The 16,283-nt window shown below is 68.7% G+C and carries 14 protein-coding genes; 6 read left to right on the top strand and 8 right to left on the bottom strand.

Going from position 1 to position 16,283, the window contains the following annotated elements; genetic code table 11:
• The first annotated feature begins 46 nt into the window (after nt 1-46).
• The 5 genes from AncyloWKF20_RS09630 to AncyloWKF20_RS09650 all read left to right on the top strand — a co-directional run bounded on the left by AncyloWKF20_RS09630 (nt 47) and on the right by AncyloWKF20_RS09650 (nt 3,254).
• On the top strand, nt 47-436 hold the full coding sequence (locus tag AncyloWKF20_RS09630) for a hypothetical protein (RefSeq protein WP_279317629.1): 390 nt from the start codon (nt 47-49) through the stop codon (nt 434-436).
• An 88-nt stretch (nt 437-524) separates the two neighbouring features.
• Nucleotides 525-1,064, top strand: a complete 540-nt coding sequence (locus AncyloWKF20_RS09635; protein WP_279317630.1) for a copper chaperone PCu(A)C — start codon at nt 525-527, stop codon at nt 1,062-1,064.
• 99 nt (nt 1,065-1,163) lie between these two features.
• The gene (locus tag AncyloWKF20_RS09640; protein ID WP_279317631.1) at nt 1,164-2,531 is read left to right on the top strand and encodes a PepSY domain-containing protein; all 1,368 of its coding nucleotides are present in this window, start codon (nt 1,164-1,166) and stop codon (nt 2,529-2,531) included.
• A 57-nt stretch (nt 2,532-2,588) separates the two neighbouring features.
• On the top strand, nt 2,589-3,005 hold the full coding sequence (locus AncyloWKF20_RS09645) for a LysR family transcriptional regulator (protein ID WP_279317632.1): 417 nt from the start codon (nt 2,589-2,591) through the stop codon (nt 3,003-3,005).
• 51 nt (nt 3,006-3,056) lie between these two features.
• On the top strand, nt 3,057-3,254 hold the full coding sequence (locus AncyloWKF20_RS09650) for a hypothetical protein (protein ID WP_279317633.1): 198 nt from the start codon (nt 3,057-3,059) through the stop codon (nt 3,252-3,254).
• A gap of 9 nt (nt 3,255-3,263) precedes the next feature.
• On the opposite strand, the gene modC is transcribed toward AncyloWKF20_RS09650, so the two are convergent.
• The 4 genes from modC to AncyloWKF20_RS09670 form a co-directional block, all read right to left on the bottom strand.
• Nucleotides 3,264-4,361: a molybdenum ABC transporter ATP-binding protein gene (gene modC, locus AncyloWKF20_RS09655; protein ID WP_279317634.1), complete on the bottom strand. Its 1,098-nt coding sequence runs from the start codon at nt 4,359-4,361 to the stop codon at nt 3,264-3,266.
• Nucleotides 4,358-5,047 carry a molybdate ABC transporter permease subunit gene (gene modB / locus AncyloWKF20_RS09660; protein WP_279317635.1) on the bottom strand — a complete coding sequence of 230 codons (690 nt, stop codon included), beginning with the start codon at nt 5,045-5,047 and terminating at the stop codon, nt 4,358-4,360. Before modB ends, modC begins: the two co-directional genes overlap by 4 nt.
• Before the next feature lie 39 nt (nt 5,048-5,086).
• Complete coding sequence (gene modA / locus AncyloWKF20_RS09665; RefSeq protein ID WP_279317636.1) at nt 5,087-5,896, bottom strand: molybdate ABC transporter substrate-binding protein; 810 nt, start codon at nt 5,894-5,896, stop codon at nt 5,087-5,089.
• 194 nt (nt 5,897-6,090) lie between these two features.
• Entirely contained in the window at nt 6,091-6,336 is a 246-nt protein-coding gene (locus tag AncyloWKF20_RS09670; protein WP_279317637.1) for a hypothetical protein, read from the bottom strand.
• Nucleotides 6,337-6,643: 307 nt separating this feature from the next.
• Between AncyloWKF20_RS09670 and AncyloWKF20_RS09675 the strand changes: the two genes are divergently transcribed.
• Entirely contained in the window at nt 6,644-6,928 is a 285-nt protein-coding gene (locus AncyloWKF20_RS09675) for a hypothetical protein (RefSeq protein WP_279317638.1), read from the top strand.
• Between the two features lie 54 nt (nt 6,929-6,982).
• Here the strand turns inward: AncyloWKF20_RS09675 and glgX are convergent, their stop codons facing one another.
• The 4 genes from glgX to glgB are packed head-to-tail and all read right to left on the bottom strand — an operon-like array spanning nt 6,983 to nt 16,163.
• Entirely contained in the window at nt 6,983-11,122 is a 4,140-nt protein-coding gene (gene glgX / locus AncyloWKF20_RS09680) for a glycogen debranching protein GlgX (protein WP_279317639.1), read from the bottom strand.
• Nucleotides 11,119-12,576, bottom strand: coding sequence for a glycogen synthase GlgA (glgA, locus tag AncyloWKF20_RS09685; protein ID WP_279317640.1), 1,458 nt, complete (start codon nt 12,574-12,576; stop codon nt 11,119-11,121). The genes glgX and glgA overlap by 4 nt, the downstream gene beginning before the upstream one ends.
• A 42-nt stretch (nt 12,577-12,618) precedes the next feature.
• Complete coding sequence (gene glgC, locus AncyloWKF20_RS09690; protein WP_267581630.1) at nt 12,619-13,887, bottom strand: glucose-1-phosphate adenylyltransferase; 1,269 nt, start codon at nt 13,885-13,887, stop codon at nt 12,619-12,621.
• Nucleotides 13,888-13,901: 14 nt separating this feature from the next.
• On the bottom strand, nt 13,902-16,163 hold the full coding sequence (gene glgB / locus AncyloWKF20_RS09695) for a 1,4-alpha-glucan branching protein GlgB (protein ID WP_279317927.1): 2,262 nt from the start codon (nt 16,161-16,163) through the stop codon (nt 13,902-13,904).
• Between the last annotated feature and the right edge of the window lie 120 nt (nt 16,164-16,283).

A 16,283-nucleotide genomic window follows, 5' to 3' on the forward strand; every position in this document is an offset into this window, starting at 1 on the left:
CGTGCTACGTCTCGAAGGTATTCGCCAAGGGGAGCACCGGCCGGGGATGACCGCCCATCGCAGCACATTGCGCCGGATGACGATGGCCCTCGCCATCGCCTATCTGCTTGTGCTGCAGGCGGTCATCGGTGGCATCGCCTCCGGCGCCCATGCCGCGGGCCTCGCCTCCGGCACCATGGATCCGGCGATCTGCCGCGGCGCGCAGGATGTCGCGCCCTCCCCCGCCGGGCCGGTTGATTCCACACACCACACGCCGGAATGCTGCTTCACCGGCTGCCAGATCAACGCCGTCGGCAGCGTGCCGCCGGTGTCCATGGCCGGCATCGGCGTGCCCGCGCCACGGCCGGCAGTGCGCATCGAACCGACCGCCGCGCTCCATCACCCGGCGGGTCTGGAACGCTCGCCACAACACGCACGGGCCCCTCCCCTCGCCTGACGCCACCGCCCCGACGCCGGGGCCCCATCGTCAGTCGAACATGCCGGCCATCGCCCTGCGGGGTCCGCCGGCCAAGGGAGTGCCTTCCATGATCCGTTATCTGTTCAGCCGCGTCCTGCGCCACACCGAGGACCGCGTCGGTTTCCTCGTTCTCGCCGCTGCCCTTACCTTCTTCGCCGTCCAGCCCGCTTTCGCGCATGGCTTCAAGGTCGGCCAGCTTGAGATCGGCCACCCCTGGGCGCGCACGACGCCTGCCGGGGCCAAGGTCGGCGGCGGCTATCTCTCGGTGGAGAACGAGGGCAAGGAGGCGGACACGCTCGTCTCCGCCACTGCCGACGTCGCCGGGCGCGTCGAGATCCACGAGATGTCCGTCAAGGACGGCGTCATGACCATGCGCATGCTCGCGGATGGCGTGGTGATCCCCGCCGGCGGCGAGGTGAAGTTCGCTCCAGGTGGCTACCACCTCATGTTCATGGACCTGAAGCAGCCGCTGAAGGAAGGTGAGAGCTTCAAGGGCACGCTCACCTTCGCCAAGGCCGGCACGGTGAATGTCGAGTTCAAGATCGAGGGCATGGGTGGTCCCGCCGGGCATGACGCCCATAGCGGCCACGGCACGCCGGCGAACTGACCGCCGCCTTTTCCAACGTCCGAACGCAATAGCGGCGTGTCGCGCCTGGCTCACCCGCCGGGCGCTTGACCGCTGCCACCCTGCCGGGAAACCCTTCCGATGACCGCCACATCCGTATCCGCCGACACCACGGCCGAGGCGAACGAACGCTCGGCCAATCTCTACCGCGCCGTCTGGCGCTGGCACTTCTATGCCGGGCTGCTGGTGCTGCCCTTCATGATCCTGCTGGCGGTGACCGGCGGGCTCTACCTGTTCCGGGACGAGCTGGACGGGCTCTGGCACCGCGACCTCAAGCAGGTTGCCGTGCAGCAGACCGTGCCGCAGGCGCCGAGCGCCTGGATCGCGTCGGCGCTCGCTGCGCATCCCGGAACGGTGGTCAAGATAATCACACCGTCCACCTCATCGGCCTCCGCCGAGGTGGTGGTAAAGACCACGGCCGGCACCCGCCTGTCGGTCTATGTCGACCCCTATGATTCCCGTGTGCTCGGCGACCTGCCCGATCGCGGCACCATCATGTGGCTGATCCGCCGCCTGCACAGCCTCGCGGAATTCGGCCCCATCGCCAACGGCATCATCGAGATCGTCGGCGGCTGGTCGATCCTGCTGGTCGCCACCGGCTTCTATCTGTGGTGGCCGCGCCAGCAGACCGGGGGCGTGGTGAGCGTGCGCGGCACCCCGAAGAAGCGGGTGTTCTGGCGCGATCTCCATGCCGTGACCGGCGCTTTCGCCGGCCTCGCCATCGGCTTCATGTCGCTCTCAGGCATGCCCTGGTCGGTGCTGTGGGGCGCCAAGGTCAATGAGTGGGCCAACTCCTCGAACTATGGCTACCCGAGCGGCGTGCGGGCCAACATCCCGATGTCGGACGAGCATCTGGAGCATGTGAACGGCCCCACCGCCTGGTCGCTGGAGCAGGCCAAGGTGCCGGTCTCGACGGCGACGCCCGGTCAGCCCATCGGCATCGACGCGGCCGCCACCGCGTTGGAAAAGCTCGGCATTTCGCCGGGCTACACGCTGAGCGTGCCGACCTCGCCCACCGGCGTCTACAGCGCCTCGATCTACCCGGACGATCTCGCCAAGCAGCGCGTCATCCATCTCGATCAGTACAGCGGCAAGCCGCTGATCGACATGAGCTATGCCGATTACGGCCCGGCCGGCAAAGCGCTGGAATGGGGCATCAACATCCATCTCGGTCAGGAGTTCGGCCTCGCCAACCAGCTCTTCATGCTGGCGCTCTGCTTCGCCGTCATCCTGATGTCGGTGTCGGCGGCGGTGATGTGGTGGAAGCGCCGCCCCAAGGGCGCGCTCGGCGTGCCGCCGCTGCCGACGGACCTGTCGGTGATGCGCGGGCTCATCGCCATCATGGCGGTGGTCGGGCTCATCTTCCCGCTGGTCGGCGCTTCGCTGGTGGTGATGGTGCTGCTCGACTTCGCCTTCGGCCGCCGCCGCACGCGCGTGCGCACCGCCTGAGCCCTTTGCCCGGCGCGCCTCTTCACCTAAGTTCCGGCTTAACGTGAAGGGGCGCGCATGGCTCGGGGCAAGGTGGACGACGTGGAGGAGCCGGCGCGCAAACCGCGCGACGGCCTGTTCATCCGCGTCTATTTCGGCGATGGCCGGCATATCGGGCCGGGGATGATCGAGCTTCTCGAAACCATCCGCACCGAGCGCTCCATCCTCTCCGCCGCGCGCAGGATGGGCATGAGCTACCGCCGCGCCTGGCTGCTGGTGGACGAGATCGCCAGCAATTTCCGCGAGCCGGTCGTCGTCACCCATCCCGGCCGGCGCGGGCATGGCACCGATCTCACGCCCTTCGGCGAGAGGCTGATCGCGCTTTATCGCGGCATCGAGGCGTCGAGCGCCACCGCGACGCAGGCCGCCGTGGACGAACTGCGCGCCGCGCTCGCCCCTCCCTCCGCTGAACCGCCACATGGCTCACAGGGGTAGCGCGGAACCTTTCGCGGGCCGGCGTTGTTTCCGCCTCAACGCGGAGGCCGCATGCAGACCCTCATCATTGTCATCCTGATCCTCGTCCTTCTCGCCGGCACCGGCTTCTTCGGCCACCGGACCGGCGGCGTGCGCGGGCTTATCATCGCCCTCGTCATCGCCCTGCTCGTTCTGGCGGTGATCGGCTTCGTCAGCGATGAGTTCGCCGTCGGCCCCGGCGTCGCGCCGATCATGCAGGCGCCGAACTGACGTCTCGCGCTAATCCGCGACGTCCGGCGGGCGGCTGTCCACCGCCACCGTCTTGACCATCGCCCAGACCTCCTGCCCCGGCTGGATGGCGAGACGGGCGACGCTCTCGCGCGTCACCATGGCAACGAGACGGCTGGGGCCGACGGTGAGATCGACATCGGCGTAGGGTCCTTCAAGCTGGCGCACCGCTTCGACGCGCGCCGCAAGCAGGTTGGACACCGACACGCCCTCGGGGCGAGCCAGCGCCAGTGCCACATCGCGGGCGCGCACCCGTGCCCGCACTTTCGCACCGAGCGGGCGCGCGACATGCGGCACGCGCAGCACCCCGCCGGCGAAGGCAAGCTCGGTCAGCCCGTATTGGGCGTCATGCCGCGCCACCGTGCAGTCGAGCAGCGCGCCGGCGTCAAAGCGGCCGATGATCGGCACGATTTCGGGGCTGGCCATGACGTCGACCAGCGGCCCGCACGCCACCTGCCGTCCGCCGGCCAGCACCACCATCACATCCGCCAGCCGCATCACCTCCTCGATGGCGTGGCTGACATAGAGGACGGGCAGCTTCACCTCGTCGCGCAGCCGTTCGAGATAGGGCAGGATCTCCGCCTTGCGCGCGGCATCGAGCGCGGCAAGCGGCTCGTCCATCAGCAGCAGACGGGGCTGCGCCAGCAGAGCGCGCCCGATCGCCACGCGCTGGCGCTCGCCACCGGACAGCGTGTGCGGCCGGCGGTCGAGAAGCCCGTCAATGCCGAGCAGGTCCACCACCGCCTCGAAGCGGATCGGCCGCTCGATGCTGCGCGTGCGCCGCTCGCCATAGCGGAGGTTGCGCGCGACCGACATGTGCGGGAATAGCCGGGCGTCCTGGAACACATAGCCGACACGCCGCACCTCGATCGGCAGGTCGATCCCGCGCGCGGCGTCGAAGAAGGTCTGCCCATCGACGACGATACGCCCGGCATCCGGCCGCACCACGCCAGCGACCGCCTGGATGATCGTGGTCTTGCCGGCACCCGAGCGGCCGAACAGCGCGGTGACGCCCGCCGCCGGCGCGGTGAAGGCGGCGGAGAGGACAAAGCCATCAGGCCGCGCGAGGCGAAGGTCGATCTCGATCATGCGCGCCCGATCATCACCCGGATGCGCCGATCGACCAGATTGGCCAGCAGCAAGGAGGCCAGCGCCAGCACGATGGAGACGAGGGTGAGCCGCAGCGCCGCGGCGTCGCCATCGGGCATGTGGGTGGCGGAATAGATGGCGAGCGGGATGGTCCGCGTCTGGCCTTCAATATTGGAGACGAAGGTGATCGTCGCGCCGAACTCGCCCAGCGCCGAGGCGATGGCGAGCAACGCCCCGGAGAGCACGCCGGGCAGCATGAGCGGCAGGGTCACGGAGACGAACACGTCGAGCCGCGAGGCGCCGAGCGTGCGCGCCGCTGTCTCCAGCCCCCGGTCCACCGCCTCGAGCGCCAGGCGGATGGCGTTCACCGTGAGCGGGAAGCTCACCACGGCGGCAGCGACGGTGGCGCCCGCCGTGGTGAAGATCAGCTTGATGCCAAACCAGGCGTCGAGATACTGGCCGATGGACCCGCGCGCCCCGAGCGTGATGAGCAGCAGATAGCCCACCACCACCTTCGGCAGCACCAACGGCAGATAGATGATGCCGTCGAACAGGCCCTTGCCGGGAAAGTCGAGCCGCGCCAGCGCCCAGGCGGCCGCCACCGCGATGGGAAGGCTCCAGAAGGTGGCCCAGAACGCCACCCTCAGGCTCAACAGCACGGCCGTCCATTCCTCGGGGGTGAGCATGCCTTGATCCCTGCGCGCGATCCCCGCGCTACGCCGTCGTCACTTCACCACGAAGCCGTACTTCGCATACACCGCCTTGGCGTCGGGGCCGACAAGGAAGTCGAAGAACGCGCGAGTGGCCGGCGTGTCCTGCCCCTTCACGATCTCGAACGGGTATTCGACCGGCGGGTGGCTACTGGCCGGGAAGGTGGCGACGACCTTGACGTTCTTCGCCACCGCCGCATCCGTCGAGTAGACGATGCCGGCCCGCGCCTCGCCGCGCTCCACCAGCGCCAGCGCGGCACGCACGCTTTCGGCGCCGACCACACGGTCCTTCACCTTGTCCCACTGGCCGAGAGTGGTCAGCGCCGTCTTGGCGTAGATGCCGATCGGCACGCTGTCGGTGAGGCCGGTGGCGATCTTGCCGTCGGCGCCGAGGAAGGCGAGCCAGTCGAAGCTGGCGTCGATGGTGACCGGCGCAGCCTTGTCGGCCGGGACAATCAGCACGAGGCTGTTGCCGATGGGCGTGACGCGCGTGGCCTTCAGCGTCAGATCCTTGCCGTCCGTGTAGTCCATCCACTTGATATCGGCCGAGGCGAACATCGCCGCCGGGGCGCCGGCCTCGATCTGCTTGGCCAGCGCCGAGGAGGCAGCGAAGGAGAAGGACACGTCCTTGCCGGTCTTTTCCTTGTAGAGCTTGCCGATGTCCTGGAAAGCATTGGTGAGGCTGGCGGCGGCGAAGACGGTGGTGGTCTCCTGCGCCCGTGCGACGCTCAGCGGCGCGGCGGCGATCAGCGCGAGGGCGGCGCCAAGCGCGCCGGCGAAAAGGCGACGGGACAGCGAAGCTGAGGAAAGGGCGCGAGGCGGCATGGACGGCTCCCAGTCATATATCCAACGATATACATGTATCCGTCCGTATACATGAAACTGCGCGACAGGACAGCCCCCGGGTATAGAGGGCGCGCATGTCCTGCACAGTCTGGGAGGTCAGGGTCGTCGAGGGCCCGCCGCGCGGGCCATCACGGCCGACGGCAGGGCCTTGGCACGCAACGGCGCCGGCAGCGTCAGTCGATCACGCCGATATGGCGGGCCGTCGCGGCTGCGACGCGCTCGGCGGCGGCGACCAGATCGCCGCTTACGAGATCGTCCGCCTCGGTCCCGCAGAGGGTCGCCGCTCCCCGGCTGACGACGCGGCGCCCGCCATTATCACGCACAACGGCGAACTCATAGATGTGGTGCGCCGTCCGGTGCATCACGCGAACGGTCGAGGGCGACAAGGTGACGACGTCAAAATCGGCGTTCAAATTCATCCTACCCTCCCTGGTCTGACCCCGACGCCGATTACGTTCCGGCGTTCATTCGCTAACGGGCGGCGCGCAGATGACGCAGCGTCATGTTGCCACCGCAAGAGTGGGAACTTTGGTCTAATCGGAGCGTTTCGACAACGGTTTTCTGATGCCGAAGGCGATTTGCGGAAGATTAGAGATAATCCAGAACCGTTCTCCGGGTTCAGAACACCGCCGCTTTATTGTTTGTGCACTGCACTCGCCAACCTTGCGGCACGGGATTTTACAACCTGAGTTGTGAATTTGGCCGAGTCAGGTGGGAGATGCGCTTATGAACCGGACGACGACCCTGATCCTGGCCGCCATCGTTCTGATCATCGCCGCCTATGCGGCGGTCCAGTACTCGGGCCGAACCACGACCCAGCCGACCGAGAACCCGACGCCGCCCGCTGCGGGCACCCAGTCGGTCGCGCCGCCCGCCGCCGATCCGATCACCCCGCCCCCGCCGGCGCCGGAAGCCGCCACGCCGCTGCCGAACGATCCGGCCGTGCAGCCGAGCACGCCCAATAATGACCCCGCGCCGGGCACGCCGCCGGCCTCCCCCACCACGCCGTGACGCAACAAGGGGGCCGCAAGGCCCCCTTCATCCTTCTTCGAGGCTGAGCCCTCGTCACGAAGCCCGGCCGCGCTCCGTCCTCATGGCGGCCAGCGCGGCCTTGGCGCGTGGGGTATCCAGCACGGTCTCGACGGGCATGGCGAGACGACGACGCCAGTTTGGCCGTTCCGAATCCGTGCCCGGCAGGTTCACCGCCACCCGCTCGCCGCCGAGATCGTCGATCTGGGCGAGGGCCAGCATGGAGCGGGTGCGCGCGACATAGGCGTGCAGCGCCACGAAGAACGCATCCGACAGCGGCTCGCCTTCCGCAGGCAGCGCCTCGATCAGCCCTTCGCGCACCAGTGCAGCAGCGAGTTCCACCTTCTCCGCCGCCCGCGCCTCGCGTGCCTTGGCCACCGCCGCCGCATCATCGAGCCCGAGCGTCAGCCGCTCGTCGAAATCAACGCCGTCCCACCAGCCCGGCAGTGTGGGCAGGTCATGGGTCGAGACGCAGGCCGCCGCGAGCGGGGGATAGTCCTCCGGCGCGATGAACACCTCGTCCTGCCGCTCGAACCACAGCACGCGGTAGGAGAGCATGCGCTGCTCGGCCAGATGCTCGCGCATGCCGCCGGGCACGGTGCCGAGATCCTCGCCCACCACCAGACAGCGGGCGCGGTGGCTCTCCAGCGCGACCTGCGCGGCGAGATCCTCGAACGGCATGGCGAGATAGGTGCCCTCGGTGCCGCTCGCGCCCTGCGGAATGAGGAAGAGCCGGCGCAGGCCCATCACATGGTCAATGCGCAGCGCCCCGGCATGGCGCATATTCGCCGCCACCAGCCGGGCGAAGCTGGCATAGCCGTCGCGCTGCCAGGCCAGCGGGTCGAAAGGCGGCAGGTTCCAGTTCTGGCCTTCAGGCCCGAGGGGGTCGGGCGGCGCACCAATGGTGACGCCCGGCATGAGCATGCCCGCCTCCGACCACGCTTCCGCGCCATCGAAGGACGTGCCCACCGCTAGGTCGCGGTAGAAGCCGAGCGAGAGCCCCGCGTCCTTCACCCGCACCGCCGCCGCGCCGAGTTGCCGGTCGGCCACCCATTGCTGCCACAGCGCGAAACGCACGGCCTCGGCATGGTCGCGTGCGAAGGCGGCGACCGCCGGGCCGGTGGCGTCGGCGAGCCCATCCGGCCAGTCGCGCCAGCTCCGGTCGGGATAGACGCCCGCAATCGCCTGGAAGGTGGCGAAGCGCTCCAGCATGGCGCCACCGTCAGCGACGAAGCGCGTGAAATCCTCATCACCACGGAAGCCGCCAAAGGCGCGGCGCAGCGCCGCCTCCTTGGCCTTCCATACGCCGGTGTAATCCACCGACGGCTTCGCCGCGAGCGCCGGGAAGTCATCCATCGGCACTCCGAGGGCGGCGACGTCGATATAGATCGGGTCGAGAAAGCGCCGGTCGGAGGGCGAATAGGGGCTGGCCCGCTCGCGCTCATTCGGCAGCAGCGCGTGCAGCGGGTTGAGGCCGAGCACCCGCGCCCCCTCGCCCGCCGCCCGCGTGCCCAGTTCGGTCAGCGCGGTGAAATCGCCAATACCCTGATCAGCGCTGGCGCGGCGCAGCGTGTAGAGATGCGTGCCGATGCCGAACCAGCGTTCGCCATCCGCCAGCGCCATCGGCAGATAGCAGGCCGGCGGGGCGATGGTGAGCGCGCAGGTGCTGTCGCCGACGCGCACAACATGGCGGCCAATGGGCAGCTCCGGCAAGGGCACGGTCAACGTGCGGGCGAGCCGCCCGTCCGGCCGCTCGACCTCCGCGCGCCGCCCCTCATCAGGGCGAATGGGGAAATCGACGGCCTCCCCGCTCTCCAGTTCGATCACTGCGTCCAGTCGGCCCGTGGCACGCGCGGCGGCGCCGGCGAGCGTGATCTCCGCTGCGGCGCCGATCTGCAGCACATGGGCGAAGGGCACGTCGCGGCCGAAACGCTGCTCGGAGAGCGCCGCCAGACTGTCCGCCACCTCGCCGATGGAACCCGCCGGCAGGCGGAGCCCGGCGAGCAGCGCCCGCTTGGTGTCGTCCGGCACGATGTGCTGCGTGCCCTCGACATCCCACCACTCATTGGCGATGCCGGCGGCAGCCGCGAGACGCTCCAGCAGCGCCGGATCGGGCGCGCGACGCGGGGCCTCAGGCGCCGGTACCTCGACGATGATGAGCACCGCGCGGGCGGCGAGTTCCGCCGGCACGTCGTCGCCGACGCGGGTGGTGTCCGCCGTGTCGGCGGCGACCTGCCAGACATGCCCGTCGCGCGGCACCGGCAGCGCAAGCGGACGCGCGGTCCACCCGGCATTGAAGGCCACCGCCACGCGGTCGGCCGGCGCCTCGCCGAGGGCGGGCGCGTAGAACACCACGACCAGCGCCCGCGCCTCGCGATCGCCCCAGCTGGGAGCCCCGCCTTCCGGCGCGCGCCATTCCACATCGGCGACGCCGCTGGCGTCGAGCGGGCGCCCGGTCAGCGGCGCGTCGAGCTGGAGCGCGCGGTGGAACCGGCGCAGCTCAATCAGCCGCGCGGTGAAGGCGGCGAGATCGGTGTCGAGCCCACTCCAATCCAGCCAGGTCAGCGCATTGTCCTGCGCATAGGCATTATTGTTGCCGCCCTGCGAGCGGCCCGCCTCATCGCCCATGGTGAGCATGGGCGTGCCGCGCGCCATGAGCAGCGTCGCCAGCAGGCCGCGCACATCGCGCTTGCGCGCCGCGATCACGCCCGGATCGTCGGTCGGCCCCTCAATGCCGTGGTTCCAGCTGCGGTTGTCGTTCGTGCCGTCGCGATTGTCCTCGCCATTCGCCTCATTGTGCTTGCGCTCATAGGCGACGAGGTCGGCCAGCGTGAAGCCATCATGGGCGGTGACGAAATTGATGCCGCGCGTGAGCGGGCGACGGCGCGCCGCGAACAGATCGGCCGAGCCCGCCAGCCGCGTCGCCAGATCGCCGATCGTGCCGGCCTCGCCGCGCCAGAAGCGGCGGACATCGTCCCGGAACCGGTCGTTCCACTCGCCCCAGCCGGGCGGGAACTGCCCGACCTGATAGCCGCCGGGCCCGATGTCCCAGGGTTCGGCGATCAGCGCGAGATCGCGCAGCACCGGATCCTGCTGCATGGCGGCGAGGAAGGGGGCGTGCGGGTCGAAGCCATCCGCCCGCCGCCCGAGCGTGGCCGCCAGGTCGAAGCGGAAACCGTCGAGCCCTGTCGCCGCCCAGCGGCGCAGCGCGTCCATGGCGAGACGCAGCACCGGCGCGCGCTCCAGCGCCAGCGTGTTGCCGGTGCCGGCATCGTTGATCAACCGCGCCGGATCGTCCGCGGCGTGCCGGTGATAGGTCGCGTTGTCGAGACCGCGTAGGCTGAGCGTGGGCCCGAAAGCGTCGCTCTCGCCGGAATGGTTCAGCACCACGTCGAGCACCACCTTGATGCCCGCGCCATGCAGCGCCGCGATTGCCTGCGTTACCTCGGCGAAGCCGCCGGGCGCGAGGCGCGGGTCGGGCGCGCCGAACACGACCGGGTTGTAGCCCCAGTAATTGCTCAGCCCGAGCGGGGGCAGATGGCGCTCATCCACCCACGCCATGGAGGGCATGAGCTCCACCGTGGTGATGCCGAGCTTGACCAGATGATCGAGCGCGGCCGGCTCCGCCAGCCCGGCAAAGGTGCCGCGCAGGCCCACCGGCACGGCCTCGTTAAGCTGGGTGAAGCCGCGCACATGCAGCTCATAGATCACCTGCCCGTCCCAGCCGAATGCCGGCGCGGCGGGGGCGACTGTCAGATCCGCCGTGACGATGGCCTTCGGCACGAAGGGCGCGCTGTCGGTATCGTCCCGCGCCGCGCCCTGCACCCGCGCGTCGAACTGGGTCGCGTGCAGGGCGAAGGGCCGGTCGAGCCGGACGGCATAGGGGTCCACCAGCAGCTTCGCCGGGTTGAAGCGGTGCCCGCGCTCGGGCGCCCACGGCCCGGCGGCGCGCAGGCCGTAGCGCGCGCCCTCTCTCACCCCGGCGATGTAGCCGTGGAACACGTCGCCCGTACGTCCCGGCAGGGGGATGCGGGCGATCTCCCGGTCATCCGCGTCGAACAGGCAGAATTCGATGCTCTCGGCATGGGCGGAGAACACCGCGACATTTACCCCGGCCGCGTCGAGGGTCACACCAAGGGGTTCGGCGCGACCGGTTGAGACGCGGCCGGCGCTCACGCGTTGCGCTCCGCCACGAGGTCGCGGAACAGCGTCGCATAGTCCCGCGCGGCGCGGTCCCAGGAGACGTCCGTGGTCATGGCGTTGCGCTGGAGCTTCTTCCACAGCTTCTGGTCCTGCCAGAGCTGATGGGTCCGGCGCAGCGCGAGCTGGAGCGCCGGCACCGTGACGGGCGAGAACTGCACGCCGGTGCCGACCCCGGCGGTACGCGCCACCTCGTTCACATCAATCACCGTATCGGCCAGACCACCTACGCGCGCCACCACGGGCAGCGCGCCATAGCGCAGCGCCGAGAGCTGCGTCAGCCCGCAGGGCTCGAAGCGCGAGGGCACCACCAGCGCGTCGGACCCCGCCTGGATGAGGTGCGCCACCGCCTCGTCATAGCCGAGCCGCACGCCGATGCGGCCGGGATTGACCTCCGCCGCCCCGGCAAAGCGCGCGGCAAGGTCCGCATCACCCGAGCCGAGCAGCACCAGCTGCGCGCCGAGCTCCAATATGGTGCCGAGGCTGTCGGCCAGAAGGTCGAGCCCCTTCTGCCAGGACAGCCGGCTGACCACGCCGAACACCAGTGTCTCCGGGTTCGGCTCCAACCCGAAGGCCGCCTGCAGCGCCGCCTTGTTGGCATCGCGCGCCTTGATCCGCTTGAGGTCGAAGGGCGCGGGGATCAGCGTGTCCGCCGCCGGGTTCCACGCGGCCTCGTCGAGGCCGTTGAGGATGCCGTGGACGACATGCTCGCGGTCGTTCAGCAGCCCTTCCAGCCCCATGCCGGCTTCCGGCTGGAGGATCTCGCCGGCATAGGTCGGCGACACCGTGGTGATGCGATCCGACAGCTTCAGCGCCGCCTTGAGATAGCCGAGCGTGCCGTAATATTCGATGCCGTGAATGCTCATCGCCTCCGGCGGGAAGCCGAGCGTCGGCGCGAGTTCGGGCGCGAACTTACCCTGGAAGGCGATGTTGTGGACCGTGACGACGGTGCCCGGCCGGCGACCGCCGGAATAATGCAGATAGGCCGGCGCGAGGCCCGCCTGCCAGTCATGCGCCTGCACCACTTCCGGCACGAAGCCCGGCACCAGCCCGAGGCCGATGCCCGAGGCGACGGCGCCGAGCGCGGCGAAGCGCTGGGCATTGTCGGGCCAGTCCAGCCCGTCCGGGCCGGCATAGGGCCCGCCCGGCCGGTCATAGAGATGGGCGGCGTCGATCACGAAGAGATCGAGCCCCGCCGCGCGGGCGGCGAGCAGCCGGCCCGGCCCGCCGAACAGATGGTCGAAATGGTAGACGGGCTCCGCCGTCTCCAGCGCCGCCATCACGGCGGGATAGCCGGGGATGAGCGTGCGCATCTCCACATTATGGGGAGCCAGTGCCGCCGGCAGCGCGCCGGCGACATCCGCGAGACCGCCGGTCTTCACCAGCGGATAGATTTCGGAGACGACCGATAGAACCTTGAGACCCGACACGTTTTCCCCTGCCCTCGCCGGACGCCCCCGCCAGACGCTACCTTACATGCCCAGCTTGTCGATCATCGGCTGGGTGATGAGGCAGATTCCCTTGTCGGTACGCCGGAAGCGCTTGGCATCGAGTTCCGGATCCTCGCCCACGACGAGCCCCTCGGGAATGCGCACGCTGGCGTCGATCACCACATTCTTCAGCCGGGCCGAGCGGCCGATCTCGACATAGGGCAGCACCACGCTGTTCTCGATCGTGCCGTAGGAGTTCACCCGCACGCCGGTGAACAGCAGCGCGCGGCGGAGCGAAGAGCCGGAGATGATGCAGCCGCCGGAGACCAGCGAGGAAATCGCCTGCCCGCGCCGGCCCTCATCGTCATGCACGAATTTCGCCGGCGGGGTGATCTCGGCATAGGTCCAGATCGGCCAGTCGCGGTCATAGAGGTCGAGTTCCGGGACCACGCCGGTGAGGTCGATATTGGCCTCCCAATAGGCGTCCACCGTGCCGACATCGCGCCAATAGGGGGCCGTCTCCATATCGGAGCGCACGCAGGAGCGCGAGAAATGGTGCGCCACCGCCTTGCCGTGCTTGACGATGTAGGGGATCAGATCCTTGCCGAAATCATGCGTCGAGAGCGGATCGGCGGCGTCGCGGCGCAGCTGGTCGATCAGGAACTTGGTCTCGAAGACATAGATGCCCATGGAGGCCAGCGCCTTGTCCGGGCGGCCGGGCATCGACGGCGGGTCTTTCGGCTTCTCGAGGAAGGAGATGATGTTGTCGCGGTCGTCGACATGCATCACGCCGAACGCACTCGCCTCCTCCCGCGGCACTTCAAGGCAGCCGACGGTGACGTCGGCGCCCGCATCCACGTGCTGCTGAAGCATGAACTCGTAGTCCTGCTTGTACACGTGGTCGCCGGCCAGAATGATGATGTGGCGGGTGTCATAGGCCTCGATGATATCGAGGTTCTGATACACAGCGTCGGCCGTTCCCAGATACCACATGGTCTCCGAGACGCGCTGGCTCGCCGGCAGCACGTCGAAGCTCTCATTGCGCTCGTGGCGGAAGAAGTTCCAGCCGCGCTGCATGTGGCGGATGAGGCTGTGCGCCTGATATTGCGTCGCGACGCCGATCCGGCGGATGCCGGAATTCAGCGCGTTGGACAGCGCGAAATCGATGATGCGCGACTTGCCGCCGAAATAGACGGCAGGCTTCGCGCGGCGGTCGGTCAGCTCCATCAGGCGGCTGCCACGGCCGCCAGCGAGGACATAGGCCATCGCCGTACGGGCGAGTGGAGCATTCTGGGCCGTAGGCCTTGGCATGAAGTGTCGTCTCCCTACTGCATCTTTCCGGCGGGGCTGGCGGGCGCGGAATTCTTGTCGTCCGCTTCCGGCTCAGCCTGCTCGATTTCCCATTGAAGGTACAGCGTTGCCAGCGGCGGCAACGTCACTTCCACACTCGCCGGCTGGCCATGGGCGGGTATCACCACCGCCTCGACCGCGCCGCAGTTACCAACGCCCGAACCGCCATAGGTTTCAGCGTCGGTGTTGAGTATTTCGCGCCAGCGCCCCGCGCGCGGCATGCCGATACGGTAGGGACCGCGCGGCACCGGAGTGACATTGGCCACCATCACCACCGGCGCATCCTGCGGCCCGCCGGTGCGCAGCCAGGCGAAGACGGACTGGGCGGAATCATCGACCACCACCCACTGGAACCCCTCCGGCTCGCAGTCGCGCGCGTGCAGCGCCGGCGTCTCGCGGTAGATGCGGTTGAGGTCGCGCACGAGCAGCTGCGTGCCGCGATGATGCGGGCCCATCACCATGAGGTGCCAGTCGAGCGAGCGCTCCTCGCTCCACTCGCGGCGCTGGGCGAATTCCTGGCCCATGAACAGCAGCTTCTTGCCGGGATAGGCCCACATCAGCCCGTAATAGGCCCGCACCGTCGCGAATTTCTGCCAGTCATCGCCCGGCATCCGGCTCAGCACCGTGCCCTTGCCGTGCACCACCTCATCATGGGACAGCGGCAGGACGAAATTCTCGGAGAAGGCGTAGACGAAGCCGAAGGTGATCTTGTCGTGGTGCCACGGCCGGTACACGGGATCGAGGCCCATATAGTCCAGCGTGTCGTGCATCCAGCCCATGTTCCACTTGAAGCCGAAGCCGAGACCACCGGCAAAGACCGGCTGCGACACGCCCGCCCATGAGGTGGATTCCTCGGCGATCACCACCGTGCCGGGATGCTCGGCATAGATGGTCTCATTGGCGCGGCGCAGAAAGGAAACGGCGTCCTTGTTATCGTTGGAGCCGTCCGGGTTGGGCGACCACTCGCCGTCCTTGCGCGAATAGTTGAGGTAGAGCATCGAGGCCACCGCATCCACGCGCAGACCGTCGATATGGAAGCGGTCGAGCCAGTACAGCGCGTTGGCGATCAGCATATTGGCGACTTCGCGCCGGCCGAAGTCGTAGATCGCCGTATTCCAGTCAGGATGAAAGCCGCGCTGCGGGTCGGAATGCTCATAGAGCGGCCCGCCATCGAAATGGGCGAGGCCATGAATGTCGGTCGGGAAATGCGCCGGCACCCAGTCGAGAATGACCGACAGCCCTGCCTGATGCGCCCGGTCGACGAAGCGCGCGAAGCCGGCGGGGTCGCCGAAGCGGCTCGTCGGGGCGAACAGGCCGATCGGCTGATAGCCCCAGGAGGCGTCGAGCGGGTGCTCGGAGACCGGCAGCAGCTCGATATGGGTGAAGCCCATCCAGCTGGCATACTCAACCAGCTGGTCGGCCAGCTCGTCATAGGTCAGCCAGCGGTCGCCCTCGCCGCGCCGCCAGGAGCCGAGATGGACCTCATAGATCGACATCGGCTTGCGCCGGGCCTCGCCCGAGGCGCGGGCAGCGATGTGGGCCTCGTCATGCCACTCGAAATTGTCGGTGCGCGCGACCACGGAGCCGGTGTTCGGCCGTAGCTCGCCGCGAAAGCCGAACGGGTCCGCCTTCAGCGGCAAAAGCCGGCCATCGGCGGCGACGATCTCGTATTTGTAGATGGTCCCCTCGCCGACGCCCGGCGCGAAGATCTCCCAGAGCCCGCTATCGACGCGCTTGCGCATCTGGTGGCGGCGCCCGTCCCAGCGGTTGAAATCGCCGACCACGGAGACGCGCGTGGCATTCGGCGCCCAGACGGCGAAGCGCACGCCCTCGACACCCTCATGCGTCGCGGGATGCGCGCCAAGCCGCTCATAGAGCGCGCGGTGCGTGCCCTCGACCAGCAGATGGTCGTCCATGGGCCCGAGCACCGGGCCGAAGGAATAGGGATCGTCAAAGCGCCAGTCGCCGCCGTCATTGCGGGCGTGGAGGCAGTAGCGCGCCCAGGCGGGGCGCTTGGGCACCAGCCCCTCGAAGAAGCCGGCGGGGTGGCGGCAGGTGAGAGCAAGGAAGGCCGTGCCGTCCGCCTCGGTCGCTGTCAGTTCGGTCGCGTCCGGCACGAAGGCGCGGATGACCAGGCCATCCGGCGTCTCATGCGGCCCGAGAAGACCGAAGGGATCGGGATGGCGGCCGGCGACGAGAGCGTCGACTTCCTCGTCGGGGGCCTGCCACGCAAACATCGTCACCCACGTCTCCTGCGCCGGATTCGAACCATCAAGACCCGACCGCCATGAAGGTTCCTTTACCGCTGCGTGAAAGTCCACAATCCGTTGTGCGTTACCTGCGCAGAAGGTTACTGC

The sequence above is a fragment of the Ancylobacter sp. WKF20 genome, from assembly GCF_029760895.1.
In the GTDB taxonomy this organism is placed as follows: domain Bacteria; phylum Pseudomonadota; class Alphaproteobacteria; order Rhizobiales; family Xanthobacteraceae; genus Ancylobacter.